The sequence below is a fragment of the Micromonospora trifolii genome (genome assembly GCF_022229005.1).
Taxonomy (GTDB): domain Bacteria; phylum Actinomycetota; class Actinomycetes; order Mycobacteriales; family Micromonosporaceae; genus Micromonospora; species Micromonospora trifolii.
The window spans coordinates 28,529-43,472 of the sequence record NZ_JAKKFD010000028.1 but is presented as its reverse complement, the minus strand read 5'-3'; the positions used below and the strand labels follow the sequence as shown (position 1 = coordinate 43,472).

Here is a 14,944-nt window from a genome sequence, read left to right as displayed (position 1 = left end):
AGTACGACGTCGTCCTGCAAAACGCCACAAGTGCGAGAGTTTGGGCACGCTGCGCCTCCAGATTGGATGAGAACCCGAGGTAGCGTGCCTCGTCCAGCCTGGTTAACAAAATCCGCCGATTGGGCGGTGCATGAATCCGCAAGCCGACAGAACGCCGGAGGATCGGTTGTCCGACCCCCCGGCGAACGCCGTCCGGTCAGCCTGTTTCGAACGTCAGCGGTTACCTCCGGTGGGTTGCCGCAGGTAGGGGTCCTGCCCGGCCTGCGTGAAGCCGGCCACCGCCGACGCGTCGTGATTCATCGTCATGTCGCAGGTCGACGTGCGGCTGGTCATACCGGCCGAGTTGAAGTAGATCGCCGCCTTGATCTTCGGGTGCGCCTTCAGTGCCGCCGGGAACTCCTGGAACCAGCGCTGCTTGGCGCCCGGGTCGGCGGAGTTGAAGTTGGTGCCGAACTCGGCGAGCATCCGGGGCTTGCCCGCGCCGATGCCGTTGTCGTCCAACCACCGGTAGAAGCCACTGACAGTCGTGCTCGGGCTCTTCCACACAGTGCTGCCGTTGCAGACGTGGAAGTTGTACGGGTCGTAGGCCACCCAGTCGACGTACTGGTCGCCGGGGTACAGGCCGGCGTACCGGGAGTAGTGCCCGGACCAACCCATCATCGTCCAGACCCAGACCGCGTTGGTCGCGCCCGCGTTGGCGAACCTCTCGTGGACGTAACGCCAGGCCCGGACGAAGTCGGCGTCGCTGCCCTTGTTCGGCTCGTCCTCCGGTTCGTGGTCGAAGCCGATGAAGACCGGCACGCCGGCGGCGCGGATCCGGCCCGCGACAGCGTCGATGGTGTCGTCCTGCTTGCCGCCGTAGACGTCCGACCACTTGAGGGTCGTGCCGGCGGAGAAGTCACGGGACTCCCAGGCGAAGAACATCAACCGGCCTTCGCGCATCTGCTGCGACTCGTACACGTCGGGGAAGGCGCCGTTGCTGCCGGCGTTGGAGAAGTCGTGGTAGCGGTGCACGATGTCGAACTTGCGCCCGACCTGCGTCTCCACGTCGGTGACGGCCTTGCCGTGGTCCCAGCCGCCGGCCGCGCCGGCGGGCGAGTACATGCCCCACCAGGCGCCGCAGGACGGGACGAGCTTGTCCGAGACGGACCCACACTTGCCGGACGGCAGGGTGCCACTGGCGCTCGGGGTCGCCGTCCGGGTCGGGGCGACGGTCGGCGACGGCCTCGGCGCGGCGGTGGTCGGCGACGCGCTCGGCGACGGCGGCGGTGCCGGCCGGGTGGTCGTCACCGGCGACGGCCGGGCCCCGAGGTCGTAGCTGATCAGCAGACTGGGTCGCAGGTCCGGGTTGCGGTTCTCGACCGACGCCCAGTAGATCCGGCTCTCCAGGCCGCTCTGCGCCAACGAGACCGTCCAGGTGCCGTTGCCGGTGACCAGTTTGGAGACGTCCCACTCGTTGACGCCCTTGGACACACCGGTCACGCTGTCCAGTGCGGCACCCGCCGACGTCAGCGGCGGCCGCGACTCGCGGGCGCTCAGCGGCGACGCGTGCGCCGTCACAGTGGCGGCGAACTGCTGCCAGGCGTGCACCCGCAGCGTCGCCCGGATGTTGACCGCTGTGGACGGCACCGTGGTCACAGCGAACTCGATGACCGCCTCGCGGCCACCGCGCGGGTTGCCGTCGCAGCGCGCCGCGCAGGTGGCCAGCGTCGACTTGGCCGCGTTGTCACCGTCCTGCGACACCGCGGTGGCGGTGGTGTCGGCCGCCGCCCGGATCGACAGGTCGTCGCTGGCCAGCAGCGGCATCATGGTCGCCACGATGCCGGCCACCACCGAACCGCCGACCACGCCGATGGCAATCGCCTTACGCCGGGGTCCGGAGCGGAACCGGGTGATGCGGTGCATACCGTGCCTGGTCAAGGAAACTCCCTGTGTCTGCGTCCGTAACGGTGAGCAGCGTATCGATGACCAGGACATGTGGCAGGTAGGACAGTTTTCCGTAAGCGCGTCTTAACCGTCAGCTAAGAAAGCCTCCTTCGGCTACCTGCCTCAGCGCGTCCCGCACCGCCCCTGCCGAACGACGTCGAACGGATCGGACTGGCCCACCGTCTGAGCCAGCAGGAGGTCCAAACCGGACACTACCCAAAAACGAGCCGCACCGACATCCGCGATCCAGAGGCAGGCAAGCGCTGCGGCAGTGGGCAGGCGGGACGCGTGCCCCGTTCCGGCCGGCGGTCTCAATCCCGGCGCGGTCGCCACCCTCAGACCGTTCAACCCTTGCGATTCCTTCCAGTTCGCAGTGTTGACCATGGATGCCTGGCTCAGTAGTGTTCATAAACAACACGGGCTACAGGTGCCCTGATAATCACGAGGGAGAACTGTGAGGATTCGAGCTCTATTAGCTGCAGCACTAGCGACGACGGCCGCAACTGCTGGCATAGTCGCGGTGGACACATCTGTTGCCAGCGCAGGTTCCGCGAGAGGCTGCACCTATCCGCGCGTCTGCTTCTACCTGACCGAAGCGCGTTCGCTCGCCAACAACCCCACAGCCTCGTACCAAGACATCACGACCGGTTACCAGGACCTCGGCTCCAGCAGCGAGGGTTCCTTCTCCGTCTACAACACCCGAAATGATGATGGAGCTCTCCTCCATTACACCAACGGGTACGAGTATTGCCTCCCCCCGAACAGAGGCAACGCGCACATCCGTGGTGAGATCGTGGACAAAATCCGAATCATGAATTCGCCAACCTGCGGGAGGTAGCCAGTCGAATGATGTCCGGCGACAGATAAATCACGCAGCGCACGAAATTACGTGAGGGCTGTCGCCAGATGCTTAAGACTGCGCGATTTTGGTTCGTCAGTTGGCGATGGCCGCCGCGAGCGCGGCGGCCATCGCCGGGCGGGGTGCGACAACTCCGGTGAACTGCTCGAACTGACCGACAGCCTGGGCCAGCAGCAGGTCCAGTCCGGACACCACCCGCAGGTTCGCCGCGACAGCAGCGACGGCCAGAGGCGTCGGCCACGGATCATAGAGCGCGTCGAAGAAGACCGCGTCCGGCGACCAGACAGCCACTTTGGCCAACGGATCGGCGACGCCTCTCGGCACGGTGGATACGACCACCTCGGCGGCCAAGTGCCGGGGCGCGTCGGCCCAGGATCCGGCGCTCAGCGCGATACCCAAAGCGTCTGCCACAGGGCGGAGGCCTTCGACCGCCTCGGCCCGGCGGGCCACCACCGTCACCGACGAACAGGCCAGCTGGGCGGCAGCCGCGACCGCGGCGCGGGCCGTCCCGCCGGCTCCGAGCACCGTCACGGCGCCACCGGCGGTCACGCCGGCGTCGGTCAGCACCCGCACCATTCCGGCGACGTCGGTGTTGTCCGCGTACCAGGAGCCGTCCGGACGGCGTACCAACGTGTTGGCCGCGCCGACGGCGGCGGCGACCGGCGACGCGGCGTCGGCCACGGCGAGCGCCGCCTCCTTGCCTGGCATGGTCACCGACAACCCGGCCCACTCCGGGCCCAGGCCGGCGACGAGATCCGGCAGCTCCGCCGCCGCGCACTCGATCCGGGTGTACGACCACAGGGTCAGGCCGGCGGCGACGTAACCCGCGGTGTGGATCACCGGGGAGAGGGAGTGCGCGATCGGCTTGCCCAGCACCGCAGCCCTACGGGTGGCAGCCGGCGGCCCGGTCACTGTCGACATCACGTCCCCGCCCTCCCCCGCACGTCGGGATCGACAGTACCCAGAACCCCGGCCCGGGCACCAGAGAACCGGCCCTGCGGCCGCCCCAGGTGACCGGGTTATCGCTTGACCCACATCGACGTTGGTGAAAGCATTCCGGGGACGGAAGCGCCGATCGGAAAAGGGGAAACCTTGAACAAAAGCATTCTCCGTGCCCTTATCGCGATTGCCGCGGTTTTCAGTCTTTCGCTGATGACCGCAGCACCCGCGAGGGCGGACGCCGCAGCGGGCAGCTGGTCCGACAACCACCAGCTGTGCCAGTCCAGCTCCTGCGTCCGTAGCGGCAACATCGTGCGGCTCTGGCAGGCCATCGTCTGGGCCGACGATCTGAGCGGCACCGTCGGCAGCAGCTTCATCGACGGTGAGTTCGGCTCCAACACCGCCGCCAAGACCCGGACCTGGCAGGACGTGATGAACGTCGGCATCGACGGGTCGGTCGGGCCGCAGACCTGGGGTGAGGCGTACGGCGCGGTCAACCGCAACACCGGGTTCGACACGAGCACCCAGACCGGGTACTTCTACTACGGCTACAACCGCACGTTCGGTCTGCGCAAGCAGAACAGCAACGGCGTGTGGACGTTCCTCAACCCGCGCACCGGCACCTGGACCGGAACGAGTCACTGACAATGACGCGGTAATTGCGTGTCAGAGCTGACACATAAAGGCTCCCTTCCCAACAGCGACCATAATTGTGGTCGCAATGGGAAGGGAGCCTTTATGGAATGACCCGGCCGGTCAGATGATGCCGGCCTCCCGGGCCTTGTCCTTGTTGCGCTCGTGCTGCTCCGGCGTCTCGGCGAACTCCGAGTGGCCCTGCTTGTCGATCGCCACGAAGAAGAGCCACTTGCCCGGCGGCGGGTTCATCGCTCCTTCCAGGGCCTCCTTGCCGGGGTTGTTGATCGGGGTGGGGATCATGCCCCGCAGCTTGCGGTTGTACGGGTTCTTCTGGTCGTTCAGCTCGGCCTCGGTCATCTGCTTGGACGACTTGGTCGGCTTGCCGATCGACTCCAGGTAGTAGTTGACGGTGACGTCCATCTCCAGGCAGTTGCACGGGAACTCGCCGTACGCCCGGTTGTAGGCCACCCGGGCGACCTTGCCCAGGTCGTCCTTGTTGCCCGCCTCGGCCTGGGCCAGCGATGCCACGATCAGCGCCTCGTACGGGCTGACGCCGCCCCGCTCCTCCTGCACTCGGTCGGCGAACTTCATCTCCCCGCTCACCGAGAGGAAGCGGTTCACCATCAGCTTGAGGACGCTCTCGGCAGTGGACTTCGGCGGGATCTCGTACGTGTCCGGGAAGAGGAATCCTTCGATGGACTTGACGCTCTTCTTGCCGTCGGCGCGCTTGAACCACCAGTCCGGGACGCCGAGCCCTTCGGGGTCCTTCGCGGCGGCCTGGAAGTCCTTGACCGGGATCTTGGTCTTCTCGGAGAGCAGCTTGTAGATGTTGAAGCTCGTGCGGCCCTCGGGGATGGTCAGCCCGTTGACGATCTTGTTCTTCAGGTCGAGCATCGCCGTCACGGCGCTCGCGCCGCTCATCTGCTTGCGCAGCTTGTACGTGCCCGGCTGGATGTTCTTGCTGCGTGTGTTGGCCTCGGCCGCCTCGATGAAAGCCTTCTGGCTCTTCACCACGTCGGCTGCCACGAGGGCGTCGGCCATGTCGGCGAGCAACGCGCCGTTCTTGATCTCGACGGTGATCTCACCGGCCCCGCTGCCGTCGTAGTCGGGGGTGACGAAGTAGTTCTGGATGCGGTCGAAGCCGTAGAACGCGCCGCCGCCGATGCCGCCCAACAGGAGCAGGGCCATCAGCAGAGCCAGGAAGGTCTTGCCCCGGCCGCCGCCGGACCCGCCCTTGCCCTTGCCCTTGCGGAAGCCGCGCCGGTGCCGACCCTTCTCCCCCCGCTCCGGCTCGTCGAACCCAAGGTCCAGATCGTCGATCATTACGTCCGCCTCCGCTGCGCATCCAGCCAGCTCTGCAGGATCTCCACCGCGGCCGCCTGATCGACAACCGCACGTTGACGTTTACCTCGGACGCCACGCTCGGCAAGCCTACGAGAAGCGACCACGGTCGACATCCTCTCGTCAGTGAGCGTTACCGGGACAGGCGCTATCACATCGACCAGTCGGTCAGCGTACGCCTTCACATGGACGGCCGCAGGACCGTGCTTGCCGGCGAGATTGACCGGAAGGCCGACGACAACCCCGACGGCCTCGTGCTCGGCCACCAACGCGGCCAGCTCGGCGAGGTCGCTCGGCACCGCGTCCGGCGCCGCCGTGTTGTCGCGGGCCAGGGTGACCAGCGGCGTTGCCAGGATCCCGTCCGGATCCGAGCGGGACACGCCCACCCGCACCTGACCGACATCCACGCCGATCCGCACACCGCGCGTCAGCTCAGCCACCGACGGTCACCGCTGGCCGGGTACGAACCAGGGCGGACCGAACGGCCCGCCCTGACTCAGAGTAATGATCTATCACGCTTCAGTGATCGCCTTCTCGACGGTGAGCAGCAGGTTCGGCGCCTCGGCCGCCGGCAGACCGCCGCCCTGAGCCAGATCGGGGCTGCCACCGCCGCGCCCGGAGAACGCCGCCTTCACCAGATCCGACGCGGCCAGGCCCCGGCTGCGCGCCGCCGCGTTGACCGCCACCACCAGGGACGCCTTGCCGTTCGACCGCGCCGCCACCGCCACGACCGCCGGCCGCGCCGGGTCGATCTTGCCGCGGATCTCCTGGGCCAGGGTGCGCACATCGTTGCCGGCCGCGCCCTCCGGCGCCTCGGTGCCCACGTACGCGACTCCGCGCACGTCCTTCGCCTGCGCCGCGAGCGCCGCCGCGCCACCCAGCACCAGCTGGGCACGCAGCTTCTCCAGCTCCTTCTCGGCGTCCCGAAGCTGGGTGACGGTCTGTTCCACCCGGTCGGCGACCTGATCGTTGGGCACCCGGTACAGCTCGGCCAGCCGGGAGACCAACAGGTGCTCCTTGGCCAGGAAGCCGAAGGCGTCCATGCCGACCAGCGCCTCGACCCGGCGGACACCGGAGCCGATCGACGACTCGGAGAGGATCTTCACGAGGCCGAGCTGGGCCGAGCGGGCCACGTGCGTGCCGCCACACAGCTCCCGGGCGTAGTCACCCACCTCGACGACCCGCACCTCCTCGCCGTACTTCTCGCCGAAGAGCGCCATCGCGCCGATGCGCCGCGCCTCCTCCAACGAGGTGATGAAGGCGTGCACCTCCAGGTCGGCCAGCAACACCTCGTTGACCTGCTGCTCCACGTCGCGCAGGACGCTCGGCGACACCCCGGTCGGGGTGTTGAAGTCGAACCGGAGCCGACCGGGGGCGTTCAGCGACCCCGCCTGCGTGGCCGACTCACCGAGGAAGTTGCGCATGGTCTGGTGCACCAGGTGCGTGGCGGTGTGCGACCGGGAGATCGCCCGACGCCGGGTCGTGTCGATCTCGGCGAAGCCGGCCTCACCGGCGCGTACCTCGCCCCGGATCACCCGGGCGCGGTGCACGATCAGGCCCGGCACCGGCTGCTGCACGTCGAGCACCTCGACCTGCCCGCCACCAACCGTGATCATGCCCTGGTCGGGCTGCTGCCCACCGCCCTCGGCGTAGAACGGGGTGGTGTCCAGCACCAGCTCGATGGTGTCGCCCTCGGTCGCCGCCTGGCGCGGACCGTCGGCGCCGAGCAGCGCCCGCACCGTCGACTCGCGGGACACCTCGCTGTACCCGGTGAACGTCACCGGGCCACCCGCGTCGAGCACCGACCGGTACGCCGACAGGTCGACGTGCCCCGTCTTGCGGGCCTGCGCGTCCGCCTTCGCCCGGGTCCGCTGGTCGGCCATCAGCCGCCGGAACCCCTCGTCGTCGACAGTGAGGCCCTGCTCCGCGGCGATCTCCAGGGTCAGATCGATCGGGAAGCCGTAGGTGTCGTGCAGCTGGAACGCCTTCGCCCCGGACAGCGCGGAGCCGCCCGCCGTGCGGGTCTCCGCGATCGCGGTGTCCAGGATCGTGGTGCCGGCCCGCAGGGTGGACAGGAACGCCTCCTCCTCCGCGTACGCGTAATCCGCGATCCGGTCGAAGTCGGTCGCCAGCTCCGGGTACGACGGCGCCATGCAGTCCCGGGCCACCGGCAGCAGCTCGGGCAGCGCCCGGTCCTGCCAGCCCAGCAGCCGGATCGACCGGATCGCCCGGCGCATGATCCGGCGCAGCACGTACCCGCGACCCTCGTTCGACGGGGTGACACCGTCGCCGATCAGCATCAGCGCCGTGCGCACGTGATCCGCGATCACCCGCAGCCGGACGTCGTCCGGGTGCGACTCGCTGGCCACGTGCCCGGAGTGCGCGCCGTAGCGCTTACCGGTCAGCTCGGCCGCCCGGGCCAGGATCGGCCGGACCTCGTCGATCTCGTACAGGTTGTCCACACCCTGCAGGATCGAGGCCATCCGCTCCAGGCCCATGCCGGTGTCGATGTTCTTCGCCGGCAGGTCACCCAGGATCGGGTAGTCCTCCTTGGTCGTGCCCGGACCCCGCTCGAACTGCATGAAGACGAGGTTCCAATACTCCATGTACCGGTCCTCGTCGACCGCCGGGCCGCCCTCGCGGCCGTACTCCGGGCCCCGGTCGTAGAACAGCTCCGACGACGGACCACACGGCCCGGGAATGCCCATCGACCAGAAGTTGTCCGCCTTGCCCCGGCGCACGATCCGCTCGGCGGGCACACCAACCGACCGCCAGATCTCGTACGCCTCGTCGTCGTCGAGGTAGATCGTCGGCCAGATCCGCTCCGGATCCAGCCCGTAACCACCCTCGGCGATCGGCTTCGTGGACAACTCCCAGGCCAGCGGGATCGCGCCGGCCTTGAAGTAGTCACCGAAGGAGAAGTTGCCGTTCATCTGGAAGAACGTGCCGTGCCGGCTGGTCTTACCGACCTCGTCGATGTCCGGGGTGCGCAGGCACTTCTGCACGCTGACCGCCCGCTGGTACGCGGGCGTCTGCTGACCCAGGAAGTACGGGACGAACTGCACCATGCCGGCGTTGACGAACAGCAGGTTCGGGTCGCTGATGGCGGGCAGCGGAGCGGACGGCACCACGGTGTGGCCATTCGCCTCGAAGTGCGCGAGGTACCGCCGCTTGATCTCCGCCGTCTTCATCGCTGGTGTTCCTCCGGAAAGATTTCTCGATCGCCGATCCGCGGGTCTTCCCGCAGGTCGGCGAACTTGTCGTCGAACGCCTCGCCCTGGGCGAACGCGTGGTGGATCTCCTGCTCGCGTTCGGCCATCCCGACCCGGACGTCCTCCACGAAACTACGCAGCGACTCGACGAGCCCGCCAGCGGATTCCGTCAGCGAGCTGGCGATGCCCGCCGGCGTGTACGCCTGCGCGGTCCGGGTCGCCTTGCGGACCACGATCACACCGACGGCCACCCCGATGCCGAGCCAGAACAAGCGCCTCATGTCCCGCTACCTCCTGGTGCGCCGGGCGATCAGCTGTTGCCGCGTCGCGCGGCCCGTCGCTGCTGCTTGATGGTGTCGCGTACCTCGCGCTCGGTCTCGGCGTGCCGGCGGCCGGCGGCGGCCTTACGCACGCCGTAGCCGAACGCGGCCACCTTGACCAGGGGGTTGGCGGCTGCGGCGGAGACGACGGTGGCCAGGTTGGCGACGTTGGCGGTGACGTTCTGTGCGTGGCTGGTCATGGTGTCGACCTTCGCCAGCTGGAGGTTCACACCGTCGAGCGAGGTCTGCACCTGCTCCAAGGCGGTGTTGACGTTCTTCACAGTGGTGTTCACGTCACCGAGCAGCGGTCCGGTCCGATCGTTCAAATCGTTGATCATGCGAGTGGTGGCGTCAACCGTGTGCCGCAGCCGCAGGATGGGCAGCGTCAGGATGAGCACCAGCACCGCGAACGCGGATGCCGCGATCAGCGCCGCGATCGCTCCAATGTCGCCCACGCCTGTCCTCCTCAAGCAGAGTTCCGCAGGACCCGACGTCCCCGGAACGCACAACCATGCCACCCGTACCGGCCGCCGAGCCGTCGACGGTCACCGGTAGCGGGCGTGCCCGCCAGCCCCAGACCCTACCGTCCGTGATGGAGACCGGCTCAGGACGGTGAGGGTGTCAGCTCGCCCAGCGGATCCGCGCTGACCGTCGGGAACGGATCCTCACCGGTCAGTGACGGGTCGGTGGTCGGCTGCGGCCTGGTCCGCTCGTCGTCGATCGCGTTGCGCACCTTCACCGACACCAACGAGCCGGTGCACTCGGTCGCAGCGGCCGACGGGTCGGCGGACGGCACGACTGCCGGCTCGCCGTCCACCGGCGGCGGCACACAGGTCGGCTCGCGGACCCACAGGTCGAGGGTCAACTCGTCGCGACGCCAGCAGGTGTAGCTGCCCTTCGTCTGCTGCTCCGGGCAGCGGCTCACCTTCCACGGCTGCCACCCGTCGCGGCGCAGCGCGTCCTCGTAGACCTGCGCCGTCTCCTTGGGCGCCTTCTCCGAGGTCACGGTGCGCTCACGCAGCCGGCAGTCGAGCAGGCACCAGCGGCTGCCGCTGACGTCGTCGACAGTCTTCGCAGCCGCCCAGGCGGGCACACCGAGCTGGTCCAGGTTGTCGAAGACCGGGTCACGGCTCAGCGTCCGGATCCCGAAGAAGAGCGGCACCGCGCCGAGCAGCACCACGCTGACCAGAGCCAACACCGCCGCGCGAAGTCGGCGTCGTTCACGGGTCTGCCGGCGTTCCTCGGAACGGGCACCCGTTGCGGCGTCGTCGTCCGGCGCGTCCTGACCGGCCGAGCGCAGCGCCGGCCCGTCGGAGGGCTCCGGTTCCGGCCGGTCCACCGGCCCGGAGACGGAGGGCACCACGGCGGCGGCGCGGGCCACGCCGACGGGCTCGCCGGCGCGTCCGGGCGGCGGCACGGGCGCGACACCGCTCGGCTCGGCACGACCGGGCTCCCGATTCGGAGGCAGGGCACGTCCGGCGGCACGGTCGGCCGGCGCTGGTCGGCCGGCCGGCGCAGCCCCACGGGCCGGTCCGGCCGGCCCCGGGTCACCGGTCGTCCGGTCGTCGGTGGGCAGCGGTCCGCCGGGTGGGCGGACGGCGGCACGAGCCGGACCGTCCGGGCGCGAACGTGGCGGACCATCCACACCCGGCGGCACCGCCGCACGAGCCGGACCATCTGGACGCGAACGTGGCGGACCATCCACACCCGGCGGCACCGCCGCACGAGCCGGACCGTCCGGACGGTTCGCGTCCCGAGGTGCCGCCTCGCCGCCCGGGCCGGGGCGCAGCGGCCCGTCGGCGCCGCGGCGTCCGGCGCCGGGTGCCGGCGCGTCGCCGGGGATGGGACGGGCCCGGCCGGGTGGGGCGGAGCGGGCGGCGCCCCGCGCCGCGGGACCGGCGCCGGGCCGACCACCGGCGTAGGGGTCGTCGCCGTGGTCGCTCGCGGGCCCGGGCCGACCGGGGACAGCCGTACCGTCGGGGCCCTGCTCGGCCGGTGGACGACGTCGTCGGCCGGTCGGGTCCGGGGCGGGCGGCGCGTCCGCGCCGGGCCCCGCCACGGCACGGCCGCGCTGGCCGGTGGGGTCTGGTGTGGGTACCGCCGCAGCGCCCCGCCCACGGGCGGGCCGGTCACCGGGCGGCGTCGGGTAGGTCAGCGCCTGCTCTCCGGTGGATCCCGACGCGTCGGGCCGGACGGCGCGCCGACCGGCCGGCGCGTCCGCGCCCGGGTCGACCGGCGGACCGGCGGGCCGGCGGGCGGCGGTGCGCTCGGCGGCCGGGTCGGGCACGGCGAGCCGACCGGACGCCTGATCGGTGAGGTCTCCCGGTCCGATGGGCGGCGCCGGACGCCGATCCCCCGCTGGCGGGCTGCCGTCTCGGCGATTGACCACCGGCAGGCCAGGGTCGGTGTGTGGCAGTCGGCCGGCCTGGCGGAGCCAGTCCGCGGGTCGCTCCGGCCGGTCCAGGCGGGGTTCGCCGCCGGGCGGCGTTCGGCGTTCCGGTTCACCGGAGACGACCCGCCGGCGACCGGTGCCGTCGGCGGGGCCGGTAGTGGGCAGGGCGCCACTGTGCGCGCCGGTCGCCTGGGGCACCGCCGACGCGTTCCCCGAGCGGGGCACGGGCGGCGCGTTGCCGGAGCGGGGCACCACCGGCTCGTCGGGTTCCGCGGCGCGGCGACGCCCGCCCGCTGCCGGACGGGGAGCCTCGGCGGCGCGCCGCCCGGTGGGCTCGGGTGCGCCGGGGTCGGCCGGGCCGGGACGACGCCGGGCGGTACGCGGGTCAGCGTCAATGGCGGGGTCGGGCCGCAGGCCATCAGTGGTCGGCGGCACGACGCCAGCCGGTGCGCCGTCGAAGCGGGCCGGCCCGGGGGCGGCTGCTGCTCCGGCGGCCCGCGCCGGGTCGGAGGTCGGGCCGACGGCGCGTCGACCGACGGGGGCGCCGTCGGCGGGGAGCCGGGCGCGGCCAGGCTCGACCGGCTGCTCCGGGCCGGGTCGGTGGGTCGGCGTGCCAGCGTCCGGACGGCGCAGTGGCGGCATGGCGTCGGGATGACCGCCGGGCGCTGCGGGGTCCTGATGACGGCCCGGCGGAACAGCGGCGTCCGGACGACGGCCCGGCGCAGCGGCGGCCTCCGGACGGCGGCCGGCCGGTGGGCCTGAGGTCGGTGGGCCCACGGGTGGGCCAGGAGGGGCCGCAGCACCGCGAGCACGGGCCGGGCCGCCGGGTGCCGGGCGAGGCCCCTGCGGGCCGGCCGGGTCATCCCCGCCCGGGCGGGCGGTGGGTGGCGACGGGGGCACGGCAGCGCGGGCGCCGGGCACCGGCTGTACGCCGCGGCGCGGCGGTTGCCCCGGCGCGCCGGGGCCGGCGGCGGGGGGCCGGTCATCCGGGCGACGACCCGCTGGTGGCGTCTCCCCGGGCCAGGGCCCGTCGACCGGCCGACGGGCGGCGGTGCCGCCGGGTTCACTCTGGCGCGGGGCCGGCGGCGCTGCGGACTCCGGCCCGCTGCCGCGCGCACCGGCCGGCTCTGCCGGTGTACGCGGGGTGGCTTGTGCCGGCGGTCCGGCCGGGTCGGCCGGCGGCATGCCCCCACGGGGCCGGTTCGGCTCCGCCGGTGCACCGTCCGGGCCCAGCTCGGTGCGTTGCTGCTTCGCCGAACGCAGGTCGTCGATCCAGCCGAACTCCTCGCCGGCTACCGGCTCCTCCGGCTCGGGCTCAGCCGCTCGGCCGCGACCCCAACGGCGGGTCTTGGCGCGGGGATCGCGCCGCTCGTCCGGGCCCTCGTCCGGGCGGTCCCCACCACGCGATCTCACTGTTGACCCTCTCCTGCGGCGTCGGTGCCGCTGTCCTGCATCGTGCCGGGGGCAGCCGTGCCCGTCGTCGGACGGGCGGCCCCCGGGGATAGCGCTGGCGCGGTCTGCGCCGTTACGGACGGCTCGGCTGTCCGCGTCTCCGGGCGGGCGGCTGGGGCCGGCAGACCACGCACGATCCGGCGCAGCAGCGGCAGGCGGCTGGCCACCGACCGCTCCGCGCCGTGCGGGCTGGGCTGGTAGTAGTCGGTGCCCACCAGGTCGTCCGGGACGTACTGCTGGGTGACCACGCCGCGTTGGTCGTCGTGCGGGTAGCGGTAGCCGGTCCCGTGGCCCAACCCTCGGGCGCCGGCGTAGTGCGCGTCGCGCAGCCCTCGCGGCACCGGGCCGCCGCGACCGGCCCGGACGTCGGCGATGGCGGCGCCGATGGCGGTGGTGGCCGAGTTCGACTTGGGCGCGGTGGCCAGGTGGATCACCGCCTGGGCGAGGTTGAGCTGCGCTTCGGGCAGCCCGACGTACTCGACCGCGTGCGCGGCGGCGGTCGCCACGCTCAGCGCCCCGGGATCGGCCATGCCCACGTCCTCGCTGGCGAAGATGACCAGACGACGGGCGATGAACCGGGCGTCCTCACCGGCGACCAGCATGCGGGCCAGCCAGTGCACCGCCGCGTCCACGTCCGAGCCGCGCATGCTCTTGATGAAGGCGCTGACCACGTCGTAGTGGGCGTCGCCGTCGCGGTCGTAGCGCACCGCCGCCACGTCGACCGCCTGCTCGGCGGTGGCGAGGTCGATCCGCCCGCCGCCGAGGGCCGTGGCGGAGGCCGCCGCCGCCTCCAGGGCGGTGAGTGCCTTACGGACGTCACCGGCGGCCAGCCGGACCAGGTGATCCTCGGCCTCGGTGGTCAGGGACAGTGCGCCGTCCAGGCCACGCTTGTCGGCGACCGCGCGGCGCAGCAGGCCCCGCACCGCCTCGTCGTCCAACGGTTGCAGGGTGAGCAGCACGCACCGCGACAGCAGCGGTGAGATGATCGAGAAGTACGGGTTCTCGGTGGTCGCCGCCAGCAGGGTGACAGTGCGGTCCTCGACGGCGGCGAGCAGGGAATCCTGTTGGGTCTTGCTGAACCGGTGCACCTCGTCGATGAAGAGCACTGTCTGCGGGCCGCCGGAACGCCGCTGGCGGCGCGCCGCCTCGATCACCGCCCGGACGTCCTTCACACCGGCGGAGAGCGCCGACATGGCGACGAAGCGGCGATCGGTCGCCCCGGCCACCAGGTGCGCGATGGTGGTCTTGCCGCTGCCCGGCGGGCCCCAGAGGATCACCGACATCGGAGCACCGCCGGAGACCAGTTGCCGCAGGGGTGCGCCGGGAGCGAGCAGGTGCTCCTGCCCGACCAGCTCGTCGAGGGTCACCGGGCGCATCCGGACGGGCAGGGGCGAATCGTCGGCCACCGCGGTGAAGCCGTCGACACCGGCGGGTCCGTCGGGCGCGCTGCGCGACCCGGCGGGTTCACCGAGGGAGAAGAGGGCGTCGGACTCCATCACGAAGACAGTACCGGGCCGGGCCCACGACGCCGGAATCGCGCCGCGGGCCCGCCACCGGTGATCGGTTCCGGTCAGCCACGCCCGGGGCGACGGCCCCGGTACCAACGGCCACCGCCGCCACCGCCGCCGCCGCGCGGGCCGCTGCCCACGCCGGCCAGGTAGAGCGAGAGGAGGAGCAACCCGATGAGTACGAGGGTGTTCCAGTTGAACAGGTCGGGTGCGCCGAAGTTGGTGTCGAGCAGATCGAGCAGCAGGGCAAAGCCAAAGACGATGGCCGCGAGAATGGCGAGCATGTCGGTCCTCCGGTGGGGGTTCCCAGTAGGTCGGCGCGTGATGTACCCAATCGGTCGACTCGCCAATCTCCACGG

At 71.3% G+C, this 14,944-nt stretch carries 11 protein-coding genes; 1 reads left to right on the top strand and 10 read right to left on the bottom strand.

Features of this window, described 5'->3' with window-relative positions; translation table 11 throughout:
* Positions 1–213: 213 nt before the first annotated feature.
* Together NIE79_RS18835 and NIE79_RS18830 are read right to left on the bottom strand one after the other, a co-directional pair.
* The gene (locus tag NIE79_RS18835; RefSeq protein ID WP_238679814.1) at positions 214–1,920 is read right to left on the bottom strand and encodes a glycosyl hydrolase; all 1,707 of its coding nucleotides are present in this window, start codon (positions 1,918–1,920) and stop codon (positions 214–216) included.
* 940 nt (positions 1,921–2,860) lie between these two features.
* Positions 2,861–3,706 carry a shikimate dehydrogenase gene (locus NIE79_RS18830; protein ID WP_238679813.1) on the bottom strand — a complete coding sequence of 282 codons (846 nt, stop codon included), beginning with the start codon at positions 3,704–3,706 and terminating at the stop codon, positions 2,861–2,863.
* 231 nt (positions 3,707–3,937) lie between these two features.
* On the opposite strand from NIE79_RS18830, the gene NIE79_RS18825 reads away from it, so the two are divergent.
* On the top strand, positions 3,938–4,369 hold the full coding sequence (locus NIE79_RS18825) for a peptidoglycan-binding domain-containing protein (RefSeq protein ID WP_238679812.1): 432 nt from the start codon (positions 3,938–3,940) through the stop codon (positions 4,367–4,369).
* 111 nt (positions 4,370–4,480) lie between these two features.
* On the opposite strand, the gene mltG is transcribed toward NIE79_RS18825, so the two are convergent.
* From mltG to NIE79_RS18785, 8 genes are all read right to left on the bottom strand, one after another.
* Positions 4,481–5,683, bottom strand: a complete 1,203-nt coding sequence (gene mltG, locus NIE79_RS18820; RefSeq protein WP_238679811.1) for an endolytic transglycosylase MltG — start codon at positions 5,681–5,683, stop codon at positions 4,481–4,483.
* Positions 5,683–6,141, bottom strand: a complete 459-nt coding sequence (ruvX, locus tag NIE79_RS18815; protein ID WP_238679810.1) for a Holliday junction resolvase RuvX — start codon at positions 6,139–6,141, stop codon at positions 5,683–5,685. The genes mltG and ruvX overlap by 1 nt, the downstream gene beginning before the upstream one ends.
* Positions 6,142–6,213: 72 nt before the next feature.
* A complete protein-coding gene (alaS, locus tag NIE79_RS18810; RefSeq protein WP_238679809.1) occupies positions 6,214–8,892 on the bottom strand; it encodes an alanine--tRNA ligase in 2,679 nt (892 codons plus the stop codon).
* A complete protein-coding gene (locus NIE79_RS18805; protein ID WP_091401860.1) occupies positions 8,889–9,194 on the bottom strand; it encodes a hypothetical protein in 306 nt (101 codons plus the stop codon). Before NIE79_RS18805 ends, alaS begins: the two co-directional genes overlap by 4 nt.
* Before the next feature lie 29 nt (positions 9,195–9,223).
* The gene (locus NIE79_RS18800; RefSeq protein ID WP_238679808.1) at positions 9,224–9,688 is read right to left on the bottom strand and encodes a DUF948 domain-containing protein; all 465 of its coding nucleotides are present in this window, start codon (positions 9,686–9,688) and stop codon (positions 9,224–9,226) included.
* Positions 9,689–9,837: 149 nt separating this feature from the next.
* On the bottom strand, positions 9,838–10,533 hold the full coding sequence (locus NIE79_RS18795) for a hypothetical protein (protein ID WP_238679842.1): 696 nt from the start codon (positions 10,531–10,533) through the stop codon (positions 9,838–9,840).
* 2,501 nt (positions 10,534–13,034) lie between these two features.
* Positions 13,035–14,573 carry a replication-associated recombination protein A gene (locus NIE79_RS18790; protein ID WP_238679807.1) on the bottom strand — a complete coding sequence of 513 codons (1,539 nt, stop codon included), beginning with the start codon at positions 14,571–14,573 and terminating at the stop codon, positions 13,035–13,037.
* A 74-nt stretch (positions 14,574–14,647) separates the two neighbouring features.
* Positions 14,648–14,869: a hypothetical protein gene (locus NIE79_RS18785; RefSeq protein WP_030335598.1), complete on the bottom strand. Its 222-nt coding sequence runs from the start codon at positions 14,867–14,869 to the stop codon at positions 14,648–14,650.
* Positions 14,870–14,944: the final 75 nt, after the last annotated feature.